Consider the following 23,756-nt stretch of genomic DNA (forward strand, 5'->3'; position numbering starts at 1 on the left):
CCTGAGCCGCTGTTAAATCGCAACTATATATAAGTTTGCGCAAGAGTCCCGACGCCCTATGGCGTGGGACTCTTTTTCATGCCCAAAGTCACGCTGCAAGTCGATGCCAGGCGCCGCTATAGCTGCTATATTCGCCGTCACCGGCGAGGTGGGCCCCGGCGTGGGTGGGCCGGTGGAGAATACCTACTCCATCAAGTGGGACGGCACTGCCAAAGAGACCAACTACACCGTCTCTGAGAATCTGGGCACCCTCCAGATCACTAGACGCCCAGTTGTCGTAACCGCTAACGATGCAGGCAAGATCTATGGTGATCAGGACCCAGAGCTCACCGCTACCCCAGGTGCTGCCGAAGGTAATGAGAACTCTGGTCTTGTAGGCAACGAGACGGTCGAGTTCACAGTCTCTCGTGAGACTGGCGAGAATGCCGGTAGCTATGTAATTACGGCTTCCGGTGCAGAGAACCAGGGAAACTATGTGTTGACCATCGTGCCCGGCATCTTCACCATCGTCAACTCCGGCGAGAACATCGTCACTGGTGTGAACTTGGCCGGTGCTCAGGGCACTACCAAGATGTACGATGGCACGGCCTCGACGATTACTGCCACTGCTGCAGTGTCTGGCTCTACCTTCGAGTACTCGCTCGATGGAACCACCTGGACTTCTGAGGTGCCCTCCTTCACCAACGCCGGTACTTATCCGGTATGGGTGCGTGCCAACGCGGCTAACTACGACACCACTCCTGCAGTGCGTGCCACGGTTACCATCACTCCGGCTCCTGTGACCATCACGGTTGCAAATGCGACCAAAGTGGCGGGACAGGCAGACCCCGTCTTCCTAGGCGTGGTATCCGGTCTCGTCAATGAGAGCGATCTAGGCATCGTGCGTTACTACCGCACCAACGATGCCGAGGCAGTAGGCACGTATCCCAACGTCCTCTCCGCTACCTTCACTGCTAACCCCAACTATGTGGTAAGCGTCCAGACCGGTACCTTCACCATCACGGCGCTGCCTGCTCCGGTCTTCCCGGCTCCCACTACGCCTGCAACTCCGGGTATCACCCCTGCTGGCCCGGCAGCTCCTGCTGGTCCTGCCGCCCCTGGTGGCGGTCCCGCAGCTGCGGTAGCTATCAATGATGCCCCTACACCTCTGGCAGAAACCCCTGCGGCGGAGCCTGAGGAGACCATCATCGCCGATGACGCGGTGCCTATGGCAGCTGCCCCCGAGCACGAGCAAGAGTGCTGGGTTCACATGGTGATGATCGCAGGCATCGTGCTCACCCTCATCTATGCTGCCGCAGTGGCTGTGCGCCGCATGAGCTTCACCAACAAGCTCAAGGGGCGCGAGGATGACTTCACCGGCGAAGGCACCGATGCCGAGGATTACCCTGAGACCTCCGGCATGACCCCCACCATCGGGTAATAGAGAAGGAGGGGGAATAGACTCATGAAAAAGAGCAACATCGTTGTCTTCACTATCGCCGCAGTGGTGTCGGTGTTCCTGCTGGGACTCTGGTTCTTCCTGGGCTTCAACCAGATCGACTCGCCCCTCGACCTGGTGGTCTCTGTCATCTGGTGGGTTGCCATCGTTGTCTCGGTGCTTGCCATCGGCAAGGTGGAGAGCAACCGTCGCGAGAAGATCCGCTGGGGGACGGCCAGCTGTTCAACAGCGAGAGCGGCCTTGTGGCTGCTACCCCTGGCATGCCCCTCATGGACAGCGTCCAAAACATCGTCGAGAACTTGGACTACGGTTTTGAGATGCAGGACTTCCCTGAGAAAAGCGAGTTCATCCCTCGCTTGTTGGTCCGTACTACTCAGTACAAGAGCCAAAAGCAGGAGGACTTATCTCAGTCCCACGGGCACTCGCAGGACCAGGTGACCTGGGAGGGCGAAGTGCTCTTTCCCAACTCCTCTAGGGCGCGCAAGTTCACCTCTCCAGAGGAGCTGCAGTCTTTGCTGAGCATCGTGTAGAGACTGTGATACCTGTGCTAGCTGGCATTGGCTAGACCCCCGTTACTAGGGCGGCTCACGATTGTGCGTGAGCCGCCCTTTTTTAAAGGAGTACAATAGTTAAAACAGTAAAGGAGCTATGAAGAGGCCTTTAAAAGCTCCTTTAGAAGGGTCGCCCATAGAAGCGTTTGAGGTGTGTCTAGGTTTGTCATCTGGGTACTGCGGTTGATCTGCAAGGGAGGAGCCATGAACTTCTCGGCACCGGTAAGAAACTTGCTATTGCTGTCCAGTGTGGCTCTTGCGATGGGTTTGCTTATTCAGGCTCCGTGGCCGTCTCGTCTGTTAGTTGTTTTGGGACTTGGTGCGTGGGTAGCGGCCATGGATGTGAGTGCGCGGAAGACGCCCATTGGGTCGGGGCGAATCCTCGCTCGGGTGATAGAGGGTATCGCGCTGGCGCTGCTGGTGGGATGGCTGGGGTTTATCGGTAGCCTATTGGGGTCTTGAGCTTGGCAGAGGCCAAGAAACGGTGGCTTTTGGGTCCCCCATATATCGATAGAGGCCCATAATAGGGGAGTGTTGAAGAGAGACGGGCGCGCTTGGTCGTCTGTGGGCGGGTTGGCGTATGCGTGGGAAAGGGGAGCGGCTATGGAGCTGATTCTTGATACTGCAGACCTTGATGAGATTAAGAAGCTGGGAGCGATGCTCTCGGTGGATGGCGTGACCACCAACCCCACCATCATCGCCCAGAGCGGCAAGACCTTTGACGAGGTGCGAGATTCGCTCTTTGCGCTGCTCGAGCCGGAGCAAAAGGTGTTCTTCCAGGTGATCTCCACCGACTACGAGGGCATCATGGAGGAGGCGCGCTACATCGCGTCGCTGCGCGAGAGCAACATCTTCGCCAAGATCCCTGCCACCCATGACGGTCTTAGAGCGGTGAAGGATTGCGTGGCCGAGGGGATCCATGTGCTGTGCACGGCTATCAGCTCTGCCAGCCAGGGCTTTATGGCCGCTAAAAACGGTGCCGATTACCTGGCGATCTATATTAACCGTATGTCCAATCAGGGGGACGGCGTCGAGGAGACGGTGCTTCTGCAGACCATGCTGGACGCTGCCGGTCTGCCCACCAAGGTCATGGGCGCATCCCTCAAGAACGCATGGCAGATCAACCAGCTCATCGCCCACGGCATCGATGCCGTGACGCTGCCGGTGCCGCTGGTCTACTCGATGATCGACCAGCCGGGCACCATAGCCGCGCGCGACGTGTTCAACGACAACTGGGAGCACGCCTTTGGCAGGCGCACGCTGTGCTAGGGCTATTTGACCTTTGTGAGGATGCAGATACCACCTATCTCTAAGGCTGGGGAAGTCGTAACTTTAGAGGTAGGGGTATTATTTGTCTGGGAACCCCTAGATTTGATTTGTGTCTGCCTGAGGGGCATGGGCTTCTCGGCTGCTACGGGTTTTTCGGCCACTAGAGTGCGTGAGGCCTTGGTAAGATTTGTGCGAGCGGAGCTAGTTCGGCAGCTGATGGCTTACGTAGATGGTTTACGTAGAAGGTTGTTGTAAGGCTGTGGCCGCTTCAGTGAGTGGGCGTTGGTGCTTCAGTGAGTAGAATTGCGCGCACTGAAGTTCGTTGAGTGCCAAAACTGCTCACTGAAAGCTGCATGACCGCTCACTGAGCACGCTAATCAGTAAAGCACGTGTCTAATTAGCAAAGCACGTGTCCATTGAAGGATTCACGGGCGCTCATTGGATCCGTGAATACAGATTCTCTCTCGCCTTCGGTGTTGGATGGGGTGAGGGTGTGTTTTAGACGCGTATTTAAGTTGTGCGTCTTGGGAAGAGCTGCGTTTCTTCCAGGCACTTCTTCGGGAAAGGAGGATCTATGATTCTTTGCGGTCTCTATGCTCGGCTCATCTATTTGTCGCGGGCTCCCCTCTCTCGCATTGCCGAAAGCGCTGAGTGTACGGAGCTTCTTCGTAACGCCAAAGCACCTTCCCGCGAGATATATCGCGTGCTCCACGATCGCGAGTTGACTGGATTGCGCAGTGCGTATCCACAGGCACCATCGGCAGTTCAGGCTCTTGTGGGGCGCCGAGAACATCGTCATGAGGTGAAAGGCGGATCCATGCGTCTCTGGTCTGCGGCACTTCCTGGTGGCACGATTTGTCGGGTGGAAGAGGGGCCCGGTGCCGGTCTGCATGTGGTTTCGCCTGAGCTTTACTTGCTCCTTCGAGCTGCAGAGCTATCCCGCTGGGAACTCGTGCTTCTTGCCATGGAGTTCTGGGGTCGTTTTGACTCGCGTGATGACCGAGAGAGCGGTGTCGAGGCCAGGCCTTATCCCCTTGCCTCCCAGAACTCTGTCGAGAGAGTAATGTTAGCTATAGAGGGTCGCGTCCCCGGTATGGCGTTGATGCGCTTCGCGCTTGCTCGAGGACTGCCGGGCTCTCGGTCTCCTCGAGAATCCGCCTTGGCGCTCTTTCTTTCACTTCCTCGCAAGCTCGGGGGACTGGGGCTCGATCCACCAGAACTGAACACCTCTGTGGGTCTTTCGGCTCGCGGGAAGCAGATCTTTGGAGCGCCACAGGCCATGCCGGACCTGCTCTTTCCTGCGACGTCGATCGATGTTGAGTATGACTCTTCCGCTCATCATCTGGGTGCCGACGAAGTGCTTCATGACAAGTTGCGCCAGCTTGCATTGGAAGCCTCCGGGATCACGGTGATGCCGATCACCGGGCCGGTAGTAAGGGAATACGGTCAGCTAGTTGCGGCCGCCGATGCCATTGCAGCGGCGGTCAACGGTCGGGATCCTTCCCCGCTTTCGGAACGGCTGGAGGAGCGGCGTCGCGAGCTGTATCGGCAGCTGTTTCGCCTGCGCAGCCTATGGTGAGAGTTGGGCTGGCTTGGCGAACTGGCCCATTGGGTCGCTGGTGGCTGGTCGCTGGCGGCTTCAGCCTGTTGGGTCGCTGGCGGCTTCAGTGAGTGCGCTCATGCCCCTCAGTGAGCGGAATTCTGCTCACTGAAGCTCAGTGAGCACCTAATACGCTCACTGAAGGCACTTTGGCTGCTCACTGAGCAAGCTAATCATTGGAGTGCCGGTGGCCGAGGTAGGTTCCTTTGCAGCTAGAACTTGTTGGGGGTGCCGTCGGTGTCGGGGATTTGGGCGGCCAGCTGCGCTTTGACCTGCGGGATTTGTGCGGGGTCGTAGGGCGTCATCTGGTAGACGTAGTTGAGCCAGTTGCGCCAGAGGAGGTTCGCGTGGGCGCGCCAGGTGAAGAGGGGCTGGCGCTCGGGGTCGTCGTCGGGGAAGTAATTTTCCGGCAGCTGGATGGGCAGGCCGGCTTTGAAGTCGCGCCAGTATTCGCCGGCCAGGGTGTCGCGACCGTACTCGAAGTGGCCCTGGACGTAGACCTCGAAGAAGTGACGTGTGGCCACCAGTGCGGGGCCGGAGGTGAAGCCGCGGGAGAGGACCTGGAGCGACGGGTCGGCCTCGATGGCGTTGGGGTCGCTCGCGGCGTGGCGCGAGTGGGGCATGTTGTGCACCTCGTCGAAGCCGTTGGTTAAGAAGTTGTACTCATCGCAAAGACGCTGAGGGAAGACGCCAAAGAGCTTGGACCCTAGCAGGCGCTTGGGGATGTTGTGCAGGTGATAGAGGCCCGCCATGGCCCCCCAGCAGAGATACATGGTGGAAAAGACGTGGGTTTGTGCCCAGTCCATGATGTCGCAGAGTTCGTCCCAGTAGTCCACCTCTTCGAAGGGCATCTGCTCCACCGGGGCGCCGGTGATCACCAAGCCGTCGTAGTAGTGATCGCGAAAACTCTCGAACGGTTCGTAGAATTTCACCAGATGATCCTGGCTCACATGGGTGGACTCGTGGCTGGAGACGCGCATGAAGTCTACGTCCACCTGCAGCGGGCTCTTGGAGATGAGGCGCAGGATCTGAGTCTCGGTCTCGATCTTGGTGGGCATGAGGTTGAGAATGACCACCCTCAGCGGACGGATGTCCTGCTTTGCTGCAGCCTCCTCTTCGAGGGCGAAGATGCGTTCTTGATGCAGTATCTCTTTGGCCGGCAGGCCGTCGGCGACTTTGATGGGCATGGGGTGTCCTTGAGGGGTTTTTCGGTGAGTTTCAGACGAACTCCCATTCTAGCAGTGCGGACGAGGGGCGAGCTAGGGAGTGGGGAGAGGGCTGAGCTAAACTGCCGCATGGGTGGAGCGCTGCTGATTTGCCGTATCGGGGCGCGGAGGGTGGCAGTGCTGGTGCGCTGAGAAGCTAGGGGGCGTTGGGACGCTGCTGGCTGAACTGCAGGTTGAGGCTGAGACTATGGAGCAGCAGTTCAATTATGAATAAATGCAGAGCATAAGTTTATAGACCAGTAAGGGCGAAAAACCTACCGCTGGAATGGAATGTTCCATAATAGAAATAGCAATCAGCAATAATTTAATAGGGGATTATATGTGGAAAGCTATGAGCTTATAGTTGCTGGTACCGATGTGTAATGAGAGGAGCATTCCTTATGAAACCACAGAATTTCAAGCTCTCAAGACGCTATCTGGCATTTGTGGCATTGCTGCTCCTCTTTGTAGGTCTTGGAACAATTGCATGGGCAGCTCCTTCCTTTATCCCGGTCACCAACTCGCCAGCCAACGAGTTCACCGGAGGCTTTGCCCAACACAAGGGCCGTGTAACCCAGGCGGGCTACGGGCGCATCGTGCTGGAGGATCCTAATGTGCTTACCCGCCAGCAGCTTCCCGAGGGCGCCAAGGCATTCGAGGTCTTTCTGGTGGATGAGAACACCCAGATCACCGATGCGCGCGGAATCCCTGTTGCACTCGAAAGCCTTGAGCCTCTGAGTTGGGCATTAGTAGAGGTCGACTACTACGATGACCGCAACGATGAGCCCTATCCTGCAGCTACGCGCATCTGCGCCATAGATCTTCAGACCCATCTGGATGCAATGGAGCCTCCTCAGTTTCTGGAGTAATGGGCGTTTGGATGCTGATATTTTGTAGGGACAATGATCTTTTGAATCGAATGCGGCGGGCATGAGGGTTCGCTAGGGTATGGAAAAGTGGATCGAGAAGCCACTAGGGGCATGGATTTGGGCGAATCCATGCCCTACGGCTTTTATCTGGCAGGATTTCCAGATCCTACCGACGCTTCGTGCCAAACGAACATGATTATCATTTAGTGTATCGGTTGGCACGAGAGCCTAATTTCCGACAGATCCATTTTCCGTTGGCATGAGGGCTGCCTTTCCGGCAGCGTTTCTGACACAAGCGAGCAGAAACGAGCAGATCCAGTCCTAAATCTGCTCGTTCAGCACGTTTCGTTGCAGGATCTCTGCTCGCTAGCGGCCTCTCGTGCCGAGGCTAAAACCATCGCTTAGTGAGTCTTTCTGCCAAACGTGTTCTGTCTTTCAAAGCCAGTGGCTAGTCGATTCGAGTGTCAAAGTACGCCACCTGAAGCCAAAACGCTCTGCACAACCTGTGCGCATCAGCCAACCAAGGCTCCCACTGTGCATCGCGCCGCGTCATGGGGGATACTTGCACGTAGCCACAAAGAAAAGAGTTCCCATGACAGACACCCCACGCCCTGCGGCACATTCTCACTCCGTCCCGGTCGCACCCGTCTCGACCGCCCAAGCGGCATCTTCCCGCGCCGCATCCGCCACACATGAAGCCGCGACTCGCGGCACCCAAGCGCCCCAGCCTCTAGACTCCCAGCCTGCCAACACCGCATCCTTCGACCAGCTGGGCCTCAGCCCTCAGCTGCTGGCTGCCGTCGACGCCCTGGGCTTCACGGCCCCCACGCCCGTCCAGGCCGACGCCATCCCCCAAGTCCTCGCCGGCCACGACGTGCTGGCCTCCGCCCAGACGGGCACCGGAAAGACCTGCGCTTTTGTGCTTCCTGTCCTCCAACGCCTCCAGGAGCTAGGGCTTAAAGGCGATGCCGAGAAACCCCTCCGCCGCACTCGCACCCCCAAGGGTGGCAAGGGATATACGCGGGGCGGCAAGGGTTCCAGCAAAGCGGCGGCCGCTAAGGCAGCTGGCGCGACTCCGGGCTCTGGCACCATCAAGCCGCCGGCGCTCATCGTCACTCCCACTCGCGAGCTGGCTCAGCAGATCGAGAAGGTCACCAGCGCGGTGTGCGACCACACCGGTCAGCGCACCGTGGTGGTGATGGGCGGCGCGCGCTTTGACGCCCAGCTCAAAGCGCTCTCTCGCGGATGCGAGCTGCTGGTGGCCACCCCTGGGCGCCTGCTGGACCTCATGGAGCGCAAGCTGGTATCACTTTCGCAAGTGCGCATCCTGGTGTTGGACGAAGCTGACCGCATGCTCGACATGGGCTTTTGGCCCTCGGTCAAGCGCATCTTGGCAGCCACGCCGTCCAACAAGCAGACGTTGCTTTTCTCGGCAACGATTCCTCAATCCATGGAGTCCACCGTCGCGTCGCTGTTGCACGACCCGGCAGTGATCGAGATTGCGCGTGTAGGCGAAACGGCGAAGACCGTGGAAGAGGCCCTCATGCCGGTGGTGCAGGGGCAAAAGACAGAACTGTTGGAAGCCTTGGTAAAGCGCGATAACTATGAGCGGGTGCTGGTGTTTTGCCGCACCAAAGCCCGGGCCGACGCGGTGATGCAGTCACTGAAGGCTGCGGGCTTCTCGGTAGATGTGATGCATGCCGACCGGCCGCAAAAGGCCAGGCAACGGGCGCTGGAGAAGTTTCGGGCGGGAAAGATCCGGCTGCTGGTGGCCACCGACGTCATGAGCCGCGGCATCGATGTGTCGGGCATCGACGCGGTGATGAACTACGACGTGCCCGCCGATCCGGAAGATTACGTGCACCGCATTGGGCGCACGGGCCGCGCCGGAGCCGCAGGTCATGCCTACACTTTTGTGGCGCCGGACGAGATCAGCCCGCTGCGCGAGATCGAGTACTTTATGCATAAACTGGTGCCCGTGCAGGATCTTGAGGGATTCTCCTATGCCGCCGGTCGCATCGTGCCCAACGACCGCCGAAGCACCCAAAAGCCCAAGCGCACCATGTTCTCGGGATCTCGGGCGCGTGGCCGCGGCCCTGCCGGGGGGCGCTTTGGCCGCCACTCCTAGGGCGAGCAGCGGAAGGCCTGCCAAGAGGACCAAAATCAAACTAGCAACTATATCAGGAGAGGCACCTCATGAAGCAGCAGCGTCCCTATGCGCGCGCCATCGTCACCAAGAAAGCCGCCCGAGCGCTGGCTGCCGGCCACCCCTGGGTGTTTGCCGGCGAGGTGCTGGCCGTGGAGCCGGGACTGGACGGGTCGCCCGTGGAGAACGGATGCCTGGTTGACGTCCTTGAGAAGAACGGCACCTACCAGGGAACGGGGCTCTTATCGGCAGAATCGAAGATCCGAGTGCGCCTGATCTCGCGCAACGCCAACGACCGCTTCGACGGCGCCTTTTGGCACCGCAAGGCCGCCTGGGCCTGGGAGTACCGTAAGACGACCATGGGTCATCGCGCGCTTCCGGGCTGCGAGCCGGATACTGACTGCTGCCGAGTGGTCTTCTCGGAAGCCGACGGCTTTCCCGGCCTGGTGGTCGACCGCTACGAGGACGTGCTGGTGAGCCAGGTGGGCACCGTGGGCATGGAGCGGCTGCGTCCGCAGGTATACGGTGCGCTGTTGGATGTGCTCCGCGCTGACGGCGCCGACATCCGCGCCATCTTCGAGCGCAACGACGGCAAGACTCGCAGACTGGAGGGCCTGCCCAGCTACCAGGGCTTTTGGGGCGGCGGTGGCTGGGACGGCCAGGTGAGCGTGCCCGATTCGCCCCAGGTCGTCGCCCACGAGAACGGCATCGCCTACGCGCTGGATCTGGCCCATTCGCAAAAAACAGGCTTCTTCCTGGATCAAAAGTACAATCGCCGAGCCGTCCGCGACCTGGCCGCCGGCAAGCGCGTCCTGGACTGCTTCAGCCACGTGGGGCCCTTTGGCCTCAACGCCGCCGCAGGTGGCGCCGCCTTCACGAGGTGCGTCGACATCTCCCAGACGGCCTGCGACCTGGCCGCTGCCAATGCGCGTCTCAACGGGCTCGACGGTTCCATGGCGTTTACCTGCGCCAATGTGTTCGAGTACTTGGACGCCCTCCTTGCCGATAAGCGCTTCCTCAAAGAGCAGGGCGGCCCCTTTGACCTCATTGTGCTGGATCCGCCGGCCTTCACCAAGAGCCGGAGTACGCGGGGAAGCGCGGCCCGAGGCTATCGGGAGATCAACAATCAAGCCATGCGCCTGCTGCCTCGGGGTGGCTACTTGGCCACCTGCAGCTGCTCCCATTTCATGGACGCTGAGCACCTCAAGTCCGCCATCGCCCAAGCCGCCCACGACGCCCATGTGCAGCTGCGGCAGGTGGAGGAGCGCCAGCAGGCCCCGGACCATCCCATTGTCTGGGGCATCCCCGAGACCCACTACCTGGACTTTTTCATCTTCCAGGTGGTGTAGGGGTGCCGGCTTGTGGCGGTGTGCTGCGAGCGGCATGCGGATTGCGGTGCCGAGGGCGCGGGTTTCTCGGCAGCCGGGGCGTGCGCATTGAGTGACAACTTGATGCGTGGCAGAAGCGCCTGCCATCCTAGCGTGCCTGGCAGAAAGAACTGCCAAACTGGGGCTACTGGCAGGAATTTGGGGCTGCGAGTCTGCCAATCTACCTTCTTTGTTCTCGGAGTTTAGCTGCGCCCAGCGCCACAAAGCACAGGTTGGCAGGACTTTACCTCTGGCCGCCTGCCATCCTAGCGTGCCTGGCAGAAAGAACTGCCAAACTGGGGCTACTGGCAGGGCTTCCATCTGATCAGTGTAGTGGGCGGAATGAGTTGGCTTAGAATCTGCGACCAACACACACAGATGTAAGCACCCAAAATGAGGTACCCTTGTGCCAACTGCATATCATCGCAACCCGAGGGCACGGTTCGAACAGCTGCTTGCTTAGTAGATTAATAAGGAACCCGGTTAGAGTCCGGGGCAGCCGCCACTACTGTGTTCGGGCAAAGGCGCGGGCGCATTCCCATTGGGCGCAAGCTCGAGAAGGGGCCCGCACTGGCGGTGCGTACCTGCGTAGGCCGCCACCCGTGAGTCAGGAGACTTGCCTGTCCTCGATAGGTTCGACCGTCCTGGGCGTGTGGGTCGTGGTGCCGGTGCTGTGATGCTTGGCTCCCGCTTTCCCGCCCGTTTTGTTGGCCCGATTCGGGGTCTCATCCTTGCCGCCCATCCGCCTGAGAAGGCGAAGGCACAGGCAAGGAGTTACCGATGAAAACTACAACCAGTCCCCGTAGGCGCCCCGGTGCCAGCATGCGCATCGCGGCCTGGGCGCTTTCGGCGCTGTTGGTCTGGGGCCAGCTGCCCGTGGCGGCCGTCGCCCAAGCGGCCCAGCAGCCCGCCGCCAGCGTGCAGGAGGCGTCCGATGGGCAGACCGCCGACCCCGCCGCACAGGTGGCCCTCACCCTGCGGGTCATCGGCCCCGAGGGCGTGCTTTGGCTCCCGCGCACCCAGGCTCCCTTTGAGAGGGGCACCACGCTGGAAGAGGCCGTCAAGCAGATGCTGGACGGCGCAGGCATCGGCTACGACGCCTCGCTGCTCACCCTCACCCGCGACGGCCAGAGCTATGGCTGGGACGGCAGCAACTATTGGCAGTTCTTTGTGGCAGACAAGTCCCTCGAGGTCATGCCCGGTGACTATGAGCTCACCGAGCCGGTCACCGATGCCGCTCTCTACTACTCGCCCTGGGGCGCCAGCCTGCCGGAAGCCCCGGTGGAGTGCGATCCATCCGCCCCGCACCCGGATGTGGAGGCTTTCTGGCCCGCCTGGCGGGGCCCTGCTTCTACGGGCGCCATCGCCAGGGACGCCACTCCTACCGGGGCCGGCACTTTAGCCTGGTCGCTTCGCCTGCGAGAGGCCGATGACTGGGCTACCAACGTCTCGGATCCGGTGTTTGTGGGCGGCTCGCTCTGGGTGGCCGCGGGTTCCCAGCTTCTGTGCATCGACCCTGCTTCCGGCACGGTTGACGCTCGCCTGCCCCTGGGCGCCCCCATCGATTCCATCTGCCGGATCACCTATGCCCAGGGCCTCCTTTTGGTACCGCTTTCCGGAGGTCGGCTCCAGGCGATCTCGGCTAGCGCCCACAAGACCCTCTGGGTCACTGACGCCCTGCCTGCCGACGGCACCGTTCCCCAGCAGTCGCTCTCCAGCCTCACGGTGGCAGAGGATGCGGTCTATTGGGCCACCTGCACTCCCGACGGCGTGGGCGGCTCCACAGGCGGCTACCTCTGCGCGGCCAACCTGGCCACCGGAGCCTTGCTCTCCGGCTACCCCCGGGCCAATCCCCGCGGCGCCGGCGTCTACTGGAGCGGCCCTGTGCAGGTGACTGGCCGCTCCGGCCTTATGGCCTGCGGTGACGATGTCGGAACCCTGGAGATCTACGACGCTGCCACAGGTACTCCCAAAGGCTCCCTCAACTTGGGCGCCCCGGTACGCACGACCCCCGTGTCCCTGGGCGACGGCACCCTCGCAGTGGTTACCTCCAACGGCGTGGCCCATCGCATCTCCGTTGCGCAAGACGGCACCCCTACCCAGGCCGCCGCGTGCTCCTTTGCCACATCTTCCACCAGCACGCCGGCTTTGGCGGGCGACACGCTGGTGGTGGGCGGTGCGGTCGCCGACGCCACCGGGTACCATGGACGCCTTGCGCTCATCGACGTCGCGAGCTTCTCGGTAACCCGCACCGTGGACGCCACTGCTGCCGGGCCCCTTCCCGGAGCCGTCCAGGGCGCGCCGCTGGTCAGCGAGACTGCCAACGGCACCTGGGCTTACTTCACCTGCAACGCGCTGCCCGGAGCGCTCTGCGGCTACAAGCTGGGCGACGAGCAGGCGGCCCAAATCTACCTGCCTGCCCCCGCTGACCAGCAGTATTGCCTGGCCAGCGTCATCCCTGGCCCCGACGGCGCGCTCTATTACTCCAACGACTCCGGGCTGCTCTTCAAGATCCTTGCCGATAAAACCGTCCCTCAGCAGCCGGACGGCTCCCAGGGTCCCGGCGCCTCCCAGAAGCCCGATGGTTCGCAGGGGGCTGGCGGCTCTGGGCAGCCTGGCGGAACGTCGCAGCCTGACAGCTCGGCGGCGCGTCCTGCTTCTGGCTCGACGGCAGCTGCGACGACTGCCAAGGGCGTCGGGGATGCGGGCGCTCGGAACAGCGCAAAGGCAGCTGGCGCTGACGCCGGTGCCGATGCTGATGCTGCGACTGCCGAGGTTGTCGATGCGGAAGCCCTCCTTGCCGACGGCGCTGCCGCTGCGAATGCCCCGCTGCCCTGGTGGCCCATCGCGACTATGGCGCTAGGCGCCGCGGCGCTGGTGGCGTTGGCGATGTGGAACCTGGTCGCTTCCAAGAGAAAGGCCTCTTAAATGAGTGAAAAGCCTAGGGGTGGCTCCCAAAGGGGTCATCTAAGTCATGGGTCTGCCAACATGTCCGCCAAAGCTAGCGAGGAATCCCAAGGTATGGAGGGTGCGGAGAAGCCCCAAACCGTCGATGCTGCCACGAGCGTCCGGCGCACCCGCGACAGCGCCGTGGCTCGCGCCAATACGGCTTCCGGCGCCGCGACGCCAAAGGATCCCGCACCGGGCGCTCATGCTGCGACCCGCCGGCACCGTATTACTGCCTTCCTCGCGGTGCTCGCGATTGCGGCGGCGGGGTTCTCGGTCTGGTCGATGGGGGAGTATGTGGCAGGCCGCGACCCGCTGGCGATCTTTGCGGTCGCTCAGGAGACAGCGGCGCCTTCCTGGGATGATGCATCTTCTGATGTTGCTGGAGCTTCCGGCGACGGTGCGGCGACGGAGCCCGCCGATGTCTCGGGAGACGCTGCGGCTGCGGGATCTGACACGGCTGAAGCGCCGGCTGCCTCGGTGGAGGACGTCTCTGCCGGGCAGGCCGGCGGCTCTGGCGACTCAGAGCCGCCGGCTTCTGGGGGTACGTCCTCCTTGGCATCCGGCAGCGCCGGCGCGGGCGCGGCTGTCGGCGGGTCCTCTGGTGGATCCAGTGGTGCTGCGGGAAGTGCGGGCTCTGGCGGCAGCTCCGGCTCATCCCAGCCTGGCGACGCCTCCACCATCGCGGTCACCCAGGTAGTGGATGGTGCGTCGCAGCGGGTCACGGTGGCGGCGGGATCCTCGGTCTACGACGTGCTGGCGGCTTCTGGCGTTCCCTTTAGCGCCAGCGGCGGGGCTTTTGGCGCCTACGTCACCGCCATCAACGGGCAGGCGGCAGGGCCCAATACGGGCTGGACCTACACGGTCAACGGGGCCCAGCCCAACGTGAGCTGCAGCTCCTATGAGGTCTCGATCGGCGACGCCATAGTGTGGGAGTTCGTGACGGTGGGCTAGGGCGGCGAGGGTTGCCAGCTACATAGTTTGGCCGCCCCACCGCTTATCCGTGGGTGTGTGCTCCGGCGTCTCCGCCGCTCGCGCGCTTGGCGGCCTTGCGCTCCTGGCGGCGGCGTCGGAAAAAGTCGCGCAGGAGGCGGGCGCTTTTCTCGGCAAGGACGCCTGAGGTCACTGTGAACTCATGGTTGAGGCGCGGGTCGCAGCTCACGTCGTAGAGGGTGCCCAGTGCGCCGCCCTTGGGGTCGGGGGCGCCAAATACACAGCGATCGATGCGACTGTTGACCATGAGGCCGGCGCACATGAGGCAGGGCTCCAGGGTCACATAGACAGTGCAACCGCTGAGCCGCCAACGATCCAGCACGCGCGAGGCCTCTACCAGCGCGGAGAACTCGGCGTGGGCAGAAGGGTCGTGGTTGGTCTCGCGCTTATTGTGCGCCGCGGCCACCACCTGCCCGTCGCATACCACCACGGCGCCGATAGGCACCTCGCCCATCTGTGCCGCCGCCTGGGCGTGGGCGATGGCCAGCTCCATGAAGCGCTCGTCGTCGGCGCGCTGGGGATCCGCCATCGCGTACGAGCCGCCGGCGGGCTGAACGGGGAGTGGTGGGTCTGCGGCGGGCTGCAAGGCACCGGCGGGCTCCGAGCCGCCTGCGGGCTGCGATGCGCAGGCGCCCGGGGCGCTCAGAGAGCTTGAAATGTTTTCGGTGTCGGGGAGATGTGGTTGGGTCACGGCGCTCCTTGATAAAAACGAGCCATGTTTTGGGGTAGGATAACAATCCTGAGGGGAGATGGCAGAGCGGCCGAATGCGGCGGTCTTGAAAACCGTTGGGCGCTTGCGCGTCCCGAGGGTTCGAATCCCTCTCTCCCCGCCAGTTGTGTCCTCGTCTGCTGCGGTGTCCCAAGGATGCCGCAGCAGCTTTATTGGCCGAGGCGTTTCTCGGCAAAGAGGGCGCGGATGCCTGGGCTTCATGCCTTGTGACCTCGCGTCTTCGTGCCGTGCGCCCAGGCCAGCCGCTCCCAAGGAGGGAACATGGGTCCGTTTGGTATCGCTTTGATCTTTATTGTAATCGCCGTGGTGGTTGTGGTGGCGTGCATCATGCTTTACAACGGCATCGTGCAAAAGCGCAACCGCGTGGATAACGCCTGGCAAAACATCGACGCCAACCTGCAGCGCCGCAACGACCTCATCCCCAACCTGGTGGAGACCGTCCAGGGTTACACCTCCCATGAGTCCAGCACGCTCCAGGCCGTCACCGAGGCCCGCGCCGCCGTCTCTGCAGCTCAAACCCCGCAGCAAACCATGGAAGCCTCCGATCAGCTCTCCGGCGCCCTCCGCCAGCTGTTTGCCGTGGCCGAGGCCTATCCCGATCTCAAGGCTTCCGCCAACTTCGAGGAGCTTCAGCAGCAGCTCGCCGACACCGAGAACCGCATCGTCTACGCCCGCCAGTCCTACAACGACTGCGTCTATATCTACAACAACGCCATCCAGACCTTCCCCGGCAACCTGCTGGCCGGCATGGGCAACTTTAGTGCCATGGACGGCTTCGAGGCTTCAAACGACGCTCGCACCGCTCCCAAGGTAAAGTTCTAGCTCACCTCGCCGCGCAGCCACCTCGCGCGTCCCGCCGCGTCTCACGATCTCGCTGCGCCTCGCAACTCTGCCACGCTCCACGGCACTCTTGCCGAGAAACCCGCCGGCCTCCCCGCGTCTTGCGACGCGGGGAGGCCGGCTTTTTGGTGAGCTGGGGCATGAGGGGTGGCTCGCAGCTCTAGGGCGTTGGGCTTCTCGGCAGCCCCTTGGCCACACCCCTTGGCGCGAAGCCCGATTCCACACCCCTTGGCGCGAAGCCCGATTTCGCTTGAACTGTCTTGGCTCGCCATTTGGACGCAATGTCCGGAGCCATCCAGCTTCACTACGTGAATTCACGTAGTGAACGGCTCCTGCAACCTGGGGTTTTATTATTTGCTACGTGAATTCACGGAGCAAACGGCCGATTTTGGCCCCAAAATCCACGTAGTGAATTTTGGGATGGGCGCTGCGGCTCGGGCGCCATGCCAACGGGCGTCGCGTCTCGCTACTCGCTCTCCTCCAGCAGCTCGAAGCGGAACTGACCGTCCTCGTAGATGCCATAGGAGTGGGAGCCGTCCTTGGGGATGGAGACGCTGCCGGGGTTGAAGAGGGTGATGCCCTCGGGGGTCTCGGCCAGCTGCTTGACGTGGGTGTGGCCGTAGAGGAAGGCGGAGCCGGGGGCGAGAGGCGGAAGCAAGTCGGGGTTCCACAGGTGCCCGTGGGTGAGCCAGAGGGTGCGGCCGGACTCGTCGACGAGCTGGGAATAGTCGCCCATGCAGGGAAAATCCAGCACCATTTGGTCCACCTCGGCCTCGCAGTTGCCGCGCACGCAGGTGATGGAAGAAGCCAGCCCGTTGAGCATGGGGATGACCTGCTTGGGAGCATAGCCGCGAGGCAGGTCGTTGCGGGGGCCGTGGTAGAGGAGATCGCCCAGGAGGATGATCTTGTCGGGCTGTTGGGCGTCGACAGCCTCCATAAGGCGCTCGCACCAATAGGCAGATCCATGGATGTCGCTAGCAATGAGATACTTCATAAGAAAAGCCACCCTTCCCGAGGACCTTTGGCCTGGCGGCAAGACCGCGCGTGTAGCGGCGAGTCTGCGCGCCAGGGCCTGTGCTTTTGAAAGGTAGCTTACTGGTTTTAGCGATGATATGCCGGGCGAATCGCCCGATGCTTACTCCTGGTAGTCGCTGGGATCCGAGATATCGGCCTCCTCCACCTTGGCTTCCTGGGCCTCTTTGGCAGCGGCCTCGTCGGCCTGATCGGCCATGTGCGCCATCTCTTGGTTAGGGGCGTCTTCTGTGGCGGCGGCCACTTTGTCCTCAGCGGCCTGATCTTCCAGCTTCTCCTGGAACTTCACGTAGCGGCGCATGCGCAGCCAGCCGGCGAAAGAAAGGAGGCAAGGAACGATCAGGAAACCCCAGTAGCCAGGGAAGAACACGATGGCCAGCAAGTAGGCCACGCCGGCGACCAAATCCCAGCCAGCGCGCTTTTGAGCCAATGCCAGCGCCGAGAACACGATGCCCACAGCCAGTGCCAAGAAATGCGGGGTCAAAAGCCCCAGCGCCATGCCTACCAGGGCGTCGCCGGTGACAGCCAGCCCTCCCCAGTAGACGATGCAGTAGATGGCATAGACTGCGGCGCACGCCAGCGCGATGATGGTAAGCAGCCAGCGATAGCACATATCATTGATGCGAGCGCGTTTTTGGTTGTCCATAGTGGGTCCCTTCCTCACGAAGCTGAGCAAAAGCCACAGGCGTTAGGTATCAGCTGGCATCTGTGCCCAATCCGGCTACCTACGGGCTTTGCCCATCGACGAGTTTTCCCATACCCAATTCTCATACCCATAAAGATCTTGGGGAGGAAGGGTGGCGTTTCTGGCCAGGGCTGTCATACGAGTGGCTTATTGCGGACTGTCACTCCCAGCGAGCGTGAAGGGAGATGACGCACCCCGGTACGCCCGGCGCCGTTATCATGGCGAGGCGCTCATGGGGGGAGTGCCGACAGCGCGACTGTGCTCGCTGAAAGCGACTCCCAGGTTGAGGGCTCAGTCCCTCAGGAAAGATGCTACATTAGTAACATTAAAACGCATCTAATAAAGCAAATGACTACTTACTCTGCAAAATAATGAAGCTAAAGTAGATAGTTTTCAGAGGGATAAATATCCTTCTCAGGGCAGCAAAACACCCTTTTCAGAGAGGCAAGCATCCTTCAATCTCCCGGCCAACCTCTTGATCTCTCGGATGCGTTGCCTTGGTAACTCCTCCATCGCCCGGGTGCCTCTAGTCTCCTGTCGTCCATCGCACCGGCATCCTTCATGCCGTGAACACCCGCACAACTCCGCAAGCGCCTACAATAAACGCCGAGAAGCCCTTACCGCCGCTACCTGAATGCGTGTCTTGGGCGCCAGGCTCGTCCAGCTGCCCAGCAGGCGCACGCCTGGCATGCCCGCAACCAGAAAGGTGTTCCTAGCCATGAAGAGAACCACGATCGCCCAGCTCAATGCCAATCCTGCTGCGTTCGCAGACAAAGACGTGGTGGTGTGCGGATGGACGCGCTCGGTGCGCGACATGAAGAACTTTGGCTTCGTGACTCTCAACGACGGCAGCTGTTTCGCCGACCTCCAGGTGGTCATGAACGTGGGCGAGGTGGACAACTACGCCCAGGTGGCAGCGTTGGGCACAGGATCGGCGGTGTGCGTGCACGGCGTCGTCGCGCTCACTCCAGAGCGTCCGCAGCCCTTCGAACTTAAGGCCGCCAAGATCGTCATTCTGGGCGAGAGCGCCCCCGACTACCCCATGCAAAAGAAGCGCGCCACCCGCGAGTTCTTGCGCACGCAGCAGCATTTGCGCAGCCGCACCAACCTGTTTCGCGCGGTGTTCCGCGTGCGGTCGGTGGCGGCCTTCGCCATCCATCAGTTCTTTCAGGAGCGCGGTTTTGTCTATGTGACCACGCCCATTATCACCGCCTCAGATGCCGAGGGCGCCGGCGAGATGTTCCGCGTCACCACCCTGGACGTGGACAACCCGCCCCGCACCCCTGACGGCGCAGTGGATTGGAGCCAGGACTTCTTTGGCAAGGCCACCAACCTCACGGTGTCCGGCCAGCTCCAAGCTGAGAACTTCGCCATGAGCTTTGGCGACGTCTACACCTTTGGCCCCACCTTCCGCGCCGAGAACTCCAACACCCGCCGCCACGCCGCCGAGTTCTGGATGATCGAGCCCGAGATGGCCTTCTGCGACCTGGAGGGCGACATGGACGTGGCCGAGGCCATGCTCAAGTACGTCATCCGCCGCGTCATGGACGCCTGTCCCGACGAGATGGCCATGTTCAACAAGTTCGTGGACAAGGGCCTTGCCGAGCGCCTGGAGCACGTGGCCAGCTCCGACTTTGCCAGGTGTACCTACACCCAGGCCATCGAGATCCTTACGGCCGCGCAAGCCGCCGGCCACAAGTTCGAGTATCCGGTCTCCTGGGGCATCGACCTTCAAACCGAGCACGAGCGTTTCCTTACCGAGAAACACTTCCAACGCCCGGTGTTCGTCACCGATTATCCCCGCGAGATCAAGGCCTTCTACATGCGTGCCAACGACGATGGCAAGACCGTGGCGGCCGTAGACTGCCTGGTGCCGGGCATCGGCGAGATCATAGGCGGCTCCCAGCGCGAGGAGCGCCTGGACCTGCTCGAGGCCCGCATCCACGAGCTGGGCATGGACCCCGAGCAGTACAAGTTCTACCTGGACCTGCGCCGCTATGGCACCTGCGAGCACGCCGGCTTTGGCCTGGGCTTCGAGCGACTGGTGATGTATCTCACCGGTATCGACAACATCCGCGACGTGCTGCCCCATCCCCGCACCGTGGGCAACGCCGACTTCTAAGCTCAAGGGGCATATTGCAACTTTTGCGTGCACGGAAGCCACTCGAAGCGCCCCTATTCGTCCTTGGCAGGATGGCCGGGCTTCTCGGCACCTTGGGCGCGTCAGCCGCCGACCCAACCATTAGGAGTCTCTGAATCGCTCGAGGCGGCACGGGAAGATACCTCGAAACCAACGAGAGGATCTTTTCGTGCTGCCTTTTTTGCTGCTGATCGCAGGCGTGCTCTATGTGATAGGCGAGTCCTTTGCCTTCAAGCCCATGTCTCGGCTTGCGCAGGTGGGCATCCCCACCTATTCCATGGTCATGGCGTTGGTGACGCTGGTACGCGATCCCTCGCAGCTGCCTTGGCTGGCCGTCGTGGCGCCGGTAGGGGTACTTATCGGTTGGCTGCAGACCACCCATGTGCAGGTGCGGCTCACCGGAGTTGCCGACAAACACCGCCGTCGCACGGTGGAAGTGCGCCGCGGCTGGACCTACGCGCTGGGGTGGGCGCTGGTGTTTGCGGCGGGCATCGGCTTTCACGGGGTGCTGCAAGGTGCCATGCCCTGGGATGAGATCCTGGAAGATCTAGCTAAGGATGTGGAGCGGGATCTGTTCACGATACTGCTGTTTACCTCGGGCTTGAACTGGTATGTCTACGCGCTCTCGGGAACTGCGGGCTACACCTACGCGCTTATCCTGCGGCTCACCAACATCCACGTGGCCGAGGCGCTCCATGAGGCGCCCCGCCGTGTGCACGGAACGCTGCGCGTCGCGTACAGCCCCGTGCAGCGTCTGGTGGATTGGAGCTGGCGGCGTAGGGGAGAGGCGCTGGACAGCGATGCCGAGACCCCTGCGGAAGAGCAGTGAGATGAGAAATGAAAAACAGGGATAGCTTAGGGGGGCTATCCCTGTTTAAAACAATGAAATGCTAAAGCCTGGGCCTAGAGTGCGTTATAAGCCTACAGTCCCATTTTGTCTGCACCATAAGTAGCTTGCTCTGGAGTGAAACCCTCGTAGATCAACTGATCGATGAGGCCACCGCGAGAGAAGGACATGAAGCTAAGGTAGGACTTGGCTTGCTTCACAGCCTGCTCGTTCCAATCGGCGCCGCAGTTGTCCGCAGCATAAACCGCTTCCTCATGGCTGTACTTTTCATATTCGAGTTGCTTGATAAGTCCGGTGTAAGAGAACGGCATAGTCTTGAGATAGGAAAGTGCGGTACCCAACGCGTTCTTTTCTCCCTTGGTGGGAATGCGTTTGAATACAGGGTCTACAGTGAGGTTGGAAGTGACGTTCGCAGTAGATACACTCCAGCCCTCAAAGGTATAGCCATCTTTTGTGGGATTGCCTTTAACTGAGGCAGACTGCCCATTATCAACCTCAACAGTTGCAAAAACGCCGCCGTTGCCATCAGTGAAGGTAACGGTCCATACAGGTTTATAAACAGGCTTGATGGTGAGATTGCTCTTTACGTTGGTAAGAGAAGTGTCCCATTTTATGAACTTATAATGATCCATAGCAGGAGGCTCAGGTGCTGTTGCTGCGCCACCTTCCTTGACCCATTCCTTCTTGATCTCGTTGCCATTCCCATCAAGGAATACAACTTCATAAGCAGTCGTGTACTTCGCGGTTATCTTGGTGTCACCTGTGATATTTGTGATGTAGTCACCGTCGACTTTTGCTGGTTTGACGGGTTCCCAACGGTCAAACGCCTTGCCTTCAACTTCGGGCGCTTCGGGCACTTTTACAGAGGCGCCCTGCCCAAGATCCCAAACTATCTTCTTCTCAACGGTTTTGCCTTCAGCCTCAAAAGTTGCCGTGTGGGTAGGTGCATCGATTGAAAGGGAGTCAACCATGTTTTGGATAGTTGCTTTAAGCCCTGGAGAAAGCGAGTCGGGTGTATAGAACACAATGGTTGAGAAAATATCCCCAAACACTGTTCCATAAGCCACGTAGGAACCCTGATCGGAGGATCCACTGGCAGTAACGCAGTCTTGGGATCCCAGTTTGACGCTAGCCCATTTTGTTGTATCAGACGCATTGATCTTCACGCCTGGAAGAAGGTAGGCGCCTTGAAGCTCTTCGACGCCTTCAGCAAATGCAGACTTGTAATCTGAGCTAGAAGTTAATGCAGGGGTGGCTCCCTCGTAGGGCACAGTTCCTGCGACAATCTTAATATTTTAAGAAGTAGTATCGAGGCGCATAGTGGAGAGCCCGCTACCACTGTTTCTAGTTGACCATGAGTCGGGATGCTCAACTTTGTAGCCAAACATGTTGCTTGAAGCATCCAAGCTCTTGGGAGCCACGCAGCTCACAACAGAAATAATAATGATTAAGGCAATGAGTATTGCTGCGCCAATGAGTATCGGTTTGCGATGTTTACCTAAGGGTTTAGTAAGTTTGGCAACATTTTTAGTCAGTATATCTTTGAGAGAGCTGGAGGCATAGCCGTTGCTAGTGCTGTGTCCCGCGGTAGAAGAGTCTTCTTGCTGGAGTGTTCGAACAGCCTGATCGTCATCGATAACCTGGATGTTTTTCTCGGCTTCCGAGCCTGTGCCATCTGGAGGAGTGGCCATCGCAGGCTCATTATTTGTAGGAGCTGAGGCTTCGTTAGTCTCTTGATTCTCATCAAAAACTTCTGAGACATGATTGTTTGCAGGTTCATATCCGATTTGAGTAGGGGTTTGCTCAGTTGCAATGGGTGCAGGCTCGTCTTGCGTTGAAGAGCTTGCTGTATCTTCGTTGATAATTCCTAGGCTTGCTTCATTTGTCGGGGGGGGGGGGTCTCTTTAGGATCATTGATGAGATCGCTCATGGAAATCCTTTCAAATTGCAGAGAACTGTAATTATCAAAAGATAATAGTTCAGAGTGATTAAAGCAATGAGAGTAGAGACTGAAAAATAGTCTGTTCGTCCTTTAATATGTAGTTCACTTTATGGGTCTTAAAGCCAAAAGGAGATCTCATGCGCAAGTGTCTTAGGTGCGGCAGCGAGATGAAAGAGGGCTGCGCCATCAAGGTGGAAGGCGCAGGCTACGGCATCGTGCTTTCCGACGACGCCACGAAGCTTTTTAGCGGCCGCATAGGAAAGCCCAACGTGGCCATCTGCCCCAAGTGCGGAGAGGTGTCCATCTACCTGGAGGACGTGGACAAGCTCAAAGAGCCCTAGGCTCCGGTCATCGCGCCAGGCCAGAGGGCGCTCAGGCTCTCGCCGCAGGGCGTTTCACGGAGGCGACTCGTTATAAGAAGGTCGCCGCGCCGCTGAGGGGCCATTCGTTATAAGAGGGTTCTCGGCACTGGGGTTTTGTAAAACCCCAGTGCAGTTACCCCCACTAATAACGAGAATCGGACTTAAAAGGCGCTCCAAGCCGCAAAAACCATGCAGTGAAGGCTCTTATAACGAGAACCCCGCTGCACGCCCCCGCTGCACGCCCACGGTTGCCGAGAAAAGCTGCCGTCGGGGCCCGTCATATCGATCTCAGTGAACAGTTTTACTGGCTTTTACCTGGGCCATCGCAAACATATCTCAACCTATCGATATGGCACTATCCCTAAATACGCCTTATTCCTAAATATGCGCCCTACCCAGAATGTGTGCACTCTCCTATAAATCCGTTCCTCGCCCCTTGCCTGTGCGTGCGCCTCGGATTCCAGCGCCCCACACCCGTACATCGCTATGGGTCGATGCAAAGTGGCGCCCGGGGACTCGCTGACAGAGTCGCTAGGTTATAATTGCGCGTAACTGAAATGTTAGTAACTTCAGTAGCTGCCAGAGCGACAGGGGTCGGGAGAGCTTCTGTCCAGAGCACCTGAGGGCTTGCCGCGCTGGTGAGGGCCAGTCCCTGGCAGCACGAACCTGCGGGTTTGCCGCAGCGTTGCGGATGAGCGGCTCGGGGCATGGGACAGCCTGTCAGAGTGCGGGCCACCCTGCACTGTGGCGAGCCCGCTGTGGCGAGCCAAGAGCGAGGAAGGAAGAGGAAGGAG

20 protein-coding genes, 1 tRNA gene and 1 riboswitch are annotated in these 23,756 nt (G+C 60.3%); of the genes, 14 read left to right on the forward strand and 7 right to left on the reverse strand.

Features of this window, described 5'->3' with window-relative positions:
• Nucleotides 1–103 precede the first annotated feature (103 nt).
• From OR601_RS00510 to OR601_RS00525, 4 genes are all read left to right on the forward strand, one after another.
• On the forward strand, nt 104–1,420 hold the full coding sequence (locus OR601_RS00510; RefSeq protein ID WP_265591817.1) for an MBG domain-containing protein: 1,317 nt from the start codon (nt 104–106) through the stop codon (nt 1,418–1,420).
• A 260-nt stretch (nt 1,421–1,680) separates the two neighbouring features.
• Nucleotides 1,681–1,968, forward strand: a complete 288-nt coding sequence (locus OR601_RS00515; RefSeq protein WP_265591818.1) for a hypothetical protein — start codon at nt 1,681–1,683, stop codon at nt 1,966–1,968.
• 624 nt (nt 1,969–2,592) lie between these two features.
• Nucleotides 2,593–3,258: a transaldolase family protein gene (locus tag OR601_RS00520; protein WP_265591819.1), complete on the forward strand. Its 666-nt coding sequence runs from the start codon at nt 2,593–2,595 to the stop codon at nt 3,256–3,258.
• 1,159 nt (nt 3,259–4,417) lie between these two features.
• Entirely contained in the window at nt 4,418–4,837 is a 420-nt protein-coding gene (locus tag OR601_RS00525) for a hypothetical protein (RefSeq protein ID WP_265591820.1), read from the forward strand.
• Between the two features lie 233 nt (nt 4,838–5,070).
• Here OR601_RS00525 and OR601_RS00530 read toward each other — a convergent pair whose 3' ends face one another.
• Nucleotides 5,071–6,045 (reverse strand): homoserine O-succinyltransferase, encoded by a 975-nt coding sequence (locus tag OR601_RS00530; RefSeq protein WP_265591821.1) that lies wholly within the window; start codon nt 6,043–6,045, stop codon nt 5,071–5,073.
• A gap of 419 nt (nt 6,046–6,464) precedes the next feature.
• Between OR601_RS00530 and OR601_RS00535 the strand changes: the two genes are divergently transcribed.
• From OR601_RS00535 to OR601_RS00555, 5 genes are all read left to right on the forward strand, one after another.
• Nucleotides 6,465–6,932 (forward strand): hypothetical protein, encoded by a 468-nt coding sequence (locus tag OR601_RS00535; RefSeq protein ID WP_265591822.1) that lies wholly within the window; start codon nt 6,465–6,467, stop codon nt 6,930–6,932.
• Between the two features lie 592 nt (nt 6,933–7,524).
• On the forward strand, nt 7,525–9,060 hold the full coding sequence (locus OR601_RS00540) for a DEAD/DEAH box helicase (protein ID WP_265591823.1): 1,536 nt from the start codon (nt 7,525–7,527) through the stop codon (nt 9,058–9,060).
• 68 nt (nt 9,061–9,128) lie between these two features.
• Nucleotides 9,129–10,427 carry a class I SAM-dependent rRNA methyltransferase gene (locus OR601_RS00545; protein ID WP_265591824.1) on the forward strand — a complete coding sequence of 433 codons (1,299 nt, stop codon included), beginning with the start codon at nt 9,129–9,131 and terminating at the stop codon, nt 10,425–10,427.
• A 439-nt stretch (nt 10,428–10,866) separates the two neighbouring features.
• Nucleotides 10,867–11,083, forward strand: a riboswitch (cobalamin riboswitch).
• Nucleotides 11,084–11,225: 142 nt separating this feature from the next.
• Entirely contained in the window at nt 11,226–13,373 is a 2,148-nt protein-coding gene (locus OR601_RS00550) for a PQQ-binding-like beta-propeller repeat protein (RefSeq protein WP_265591825.1), read from the forward strand.
• 60 nt (nt 13,374–13,433) lie between these two features.
• Nucleotides 13,434–14,345, forward strand: coding sequence for a DUF4430 domain-containing protein (locus OR601_RS00555; protein ID WP_265591826.1), 912 nt, complete (start codon nt 13,434–13,436; stop codon nt 14,343–14,345).
• A 43-nt stretch (nt 14,346–14,388) separates the two neighbouring features.
• Here OR601_RS00555 and tadA read toward each other — a convergent pair whose 3' ends face one another.
• A complete protein-coding gene (gene tadA / locus OR601_RS00560; RefSeq protein WP_323373078.1) occupies nt 14,389–15,075 on the reverse strand; it encodes a tRNA adenosine(34) deaminase TadA in 687 nt (228 codons plus the stop codon).
• Between the two features lie 52 nt (nt 15,076–15,127).
• On the opposite strand from tadA, the gene OR601_RS00565 reads away from it, so the two are divergent.
• Nucleotides 15,128–15,217 (forward strand) — tRNA-Ser (locus tag OR601_RS00565).
• Nucleotides 15,218–15,375: 158 nt separating this feature from the next.
• Nucleotides 15,376–15,936, forward strand: coding sequence for a LemA family protein (locus OR601_RS00570; protein WP_265591827.1), 561 nt, complete (start codon nt 15,376–15,378; stop codon nt 15,934–15,936).
• Between the two features lie 484 nt (nt 15,937–16,420).
• On the opposite strand, the gene yfcE is transcribed toward OR601_RS00570, so the two are convergent.
• The 3 genes from yfcE to OR601_RS00585 all read right to left on the reverse strand — a co-directional run bounded on the left by yfcE (nt 16,421) and on the right by OR601_RS00585 (nt 18,391).
• Entirely contained in the window at nt 16,421–16,948 is a 528-nt protein-coding gene (gene yfcE, locus OR601_RS00575; RefSeq protein ID WP_136011655.1) for a phosphodiesterase, read from the reverse strand.
• 141 nt (nt 16,949–17,089) lie between these two features.
• Complete coding sequence (locus OR601_RS00580) at nt 17,090–17,632, reverse strand: hypothetical protein (RefSeq protein ID WP_265591828.1); 543 nt, start codon at nt 17,630–17,632, stop codon at nt 17,090–17,092.
• 633 nt (nt 17,633–18,265) lie between these two features.
• The gene (locus OR601_RS00585; RefSeq protein WP_265591829.1) at nt 18,266–18,391 is read right to left on the reverse strand and encodes a hypothetical protein; all 126 of its coding nucleotides are present in this window, start codon (nt 18,389–18,391) and stop codon (nt 18,266–18,268) included.
• On the opposite strand from OR601_RS00585, the gene asnS reads away from it, so the two are divergent.
• Together asnS and OR601_RS00595 are read left to right on the forward strand one after the other, a co-directional pair.
• Nucleotides 18,390–19,793, forward strand: coding sequence for an asparagine--tRNA ligase (gene asnS, locus OR601_RS00590; RefSeq protein WP_265591830.1), 1,404 nt, complete (start codon nt 18,390–18,392; stop codon nt 19,791–19,793). The two genes, OR601_RS00585 and asnS, sit on opposite strands and share 2 nt — an antisense overlap.
• Nucleotides 19,794–19,980: 187 nt before the next feature.
• The gene (locus OR601_RS00595; protein ID WP_265591831.1) at nt 19,981–20,640 is read left to right on the forward strand and encodes a hypothetical protein; all 660 of its coding nucleotides are present in this window, start codon (nt 19,981–19,983) and stop codon (nt 20,638–20,640) included.
• Between the two features lie 92 nt (nt 20,641–20,732).
• Here the strand turns inward: OR601_RS00595 and OR601_RS00600 are convergent, their stop codons facing one another.
• Both OR601_RS00600 and OR601_RS00605 read right to left on the reverse strand, forming a co-directional pair.
• Nucleotides 20,733–21,929, reverse strand: coding sequence for an Ltp family lipoprotein (locus OR601_RS00600; protein ID WP_265591832.1), 1,197 nt, complete (start codon nt 21,927–21,929; stop codon nt 20,733–20,735).
• Between the two features lie 24 nt (nt 21,930–21,953).
• The gene (locus OR601_RS00605) at nt 21,954–22,349 is read right to left on the reverse strand and encodes a hypothetical protein (RefSeq protein ID WP_265591833.1); all 396 of its coding nucleotides are present in this window, start codon (nt 22,347–22,349) and stop codon (nt 21,954–21,956) included.
• Between the two features lie 388 nt (nt 22,350–22,737).
• Between OR601_RS00605 and OR601_RS00610 the strand changes: the two genes are divergently transcribed.
• Nucleotides 22,738–22,941 carry a nucleic acid-binding protein gene (locus tag OR601_RS00610; RefSeq protein WP_136011650.1) on the forward strand — a complete coding sequence of 68 codons (204 nt, stop codon included), beginning with the start codon at nt 22,738–22,740 and terminating at the stop codon, nt 22,939–22,941.
• Nucleotides 22,942–23,756 lie beyond the last annotated feature (815 nt).

Origin of the sequence: Leptogranulimonas caecicola (assembly GCF_023168405.1) — a bacterium.
GTDB lineage: Bacteria > Actinomycetota > Coriobacteriia > Coriobacteriales > Atopobiaceae > Leptogranulimonas > Leptogranulimonas caecicola.

Coding starts and splice junctions, on each gene's coding strand:
- OR601_RS00510 (WP_265591817.1), top strand. CDS start 104: ATGCCAGGCGCCGCTATAGCTGCTATATTCGCCGTCACCGGCGAGGTG.
- OR601_RS00520 (WP_265591819.1), top strand. CDS start 2,593: ATGGAGCTGATTCTTGATACTGCAGACCTTGATGAGATTAAGAAGCTG.
- OR601_RS00530 (WP_265591821.1), bottom strand. CDS start 6,045: ATGCCCATCAAAGTCGCCGACGGCCTGCCGGCCAAAGAGATACTGCAT.
- OR601_RS00535 (WP_265591822.1), top strand. CDS start 6,465: ATGAAACCACAGAATTTCAAGCTCTCAAGACGCTATCTGGCATTTGTG.
- OR601_RS00540 (WP_265591823.1), top strand. CDS start 7,525: ATGACAGACACCCCACGCCCTGCGGCACATTCTCACTCCGTCCCGGTC.
- OR601_RS00545 (WP_265591824.1), top strand. CDS start 9,129: ATGAAGCAGCAGCGTCCCTATGCGCGCGCCATCGTCACCAAGAAAGCC.
- OR601_RS00550 (WP_265591825.1), top strand. CDS start 11,226: ATGAAAACTACAACCAGTCCCCGTAGGCGCCCCGGTGCCAGCATGCGC.
- OR601_RS00555 (WP_265591826.1), top strand. CDS start 13,434: ATGTCCGCCAAAGCTAGCGAGGAATCCCAAGGTATGGAGGGTGCGGAG.
- OR601_RS00570 (WP_265591827.1), top strand. CDS start 15,376: ATGGGTCCGTTTGGTATCGCTTTGATCTTTATTGTAATCGCCGTGGTG.
- yfcE (WP_136011655.1), bottom strand. CDS start 16,948: ATGAAGTATCTCATTGCTAGCGACATCCATGGATCTGCCTATTGGTGC.
- OR601_RS00580 (WP_265591828.1), bottom strand. CDS start 17,632: ATGGACAACCAAAAACGCGCTCGCATCAATGATATGTGCTATCGCTGG.
- asnS (WP_265591830.1), top strand. CDS start 18,390: ATGAAGAGAACCACGATCGCCCAGCTCAATGCCAATCCTGCTGCGTTC.
- OR601_RS00585 (WP_265591829.1), bottom strand. CDS start 18,391: ATGGCTAGGAACACCTTTCTGGTTGCGGGCATGCCAGGCGTGCGCCTG.
- OR601_RS00605 (WP_265591833.1), bottom strand. CDS start 22,349: ATGGCCACTCCTCCAGATGGCACAGGCTCGGAAGCCGAGAAAAACATC.
- OR601_RS00610 (WP_136011650.1), top strand. CDS start 22,738: ATGCGCAAGTGTCTTAGGTGCGGCAGCGAGATGAAAGAGGGCTGCGCC.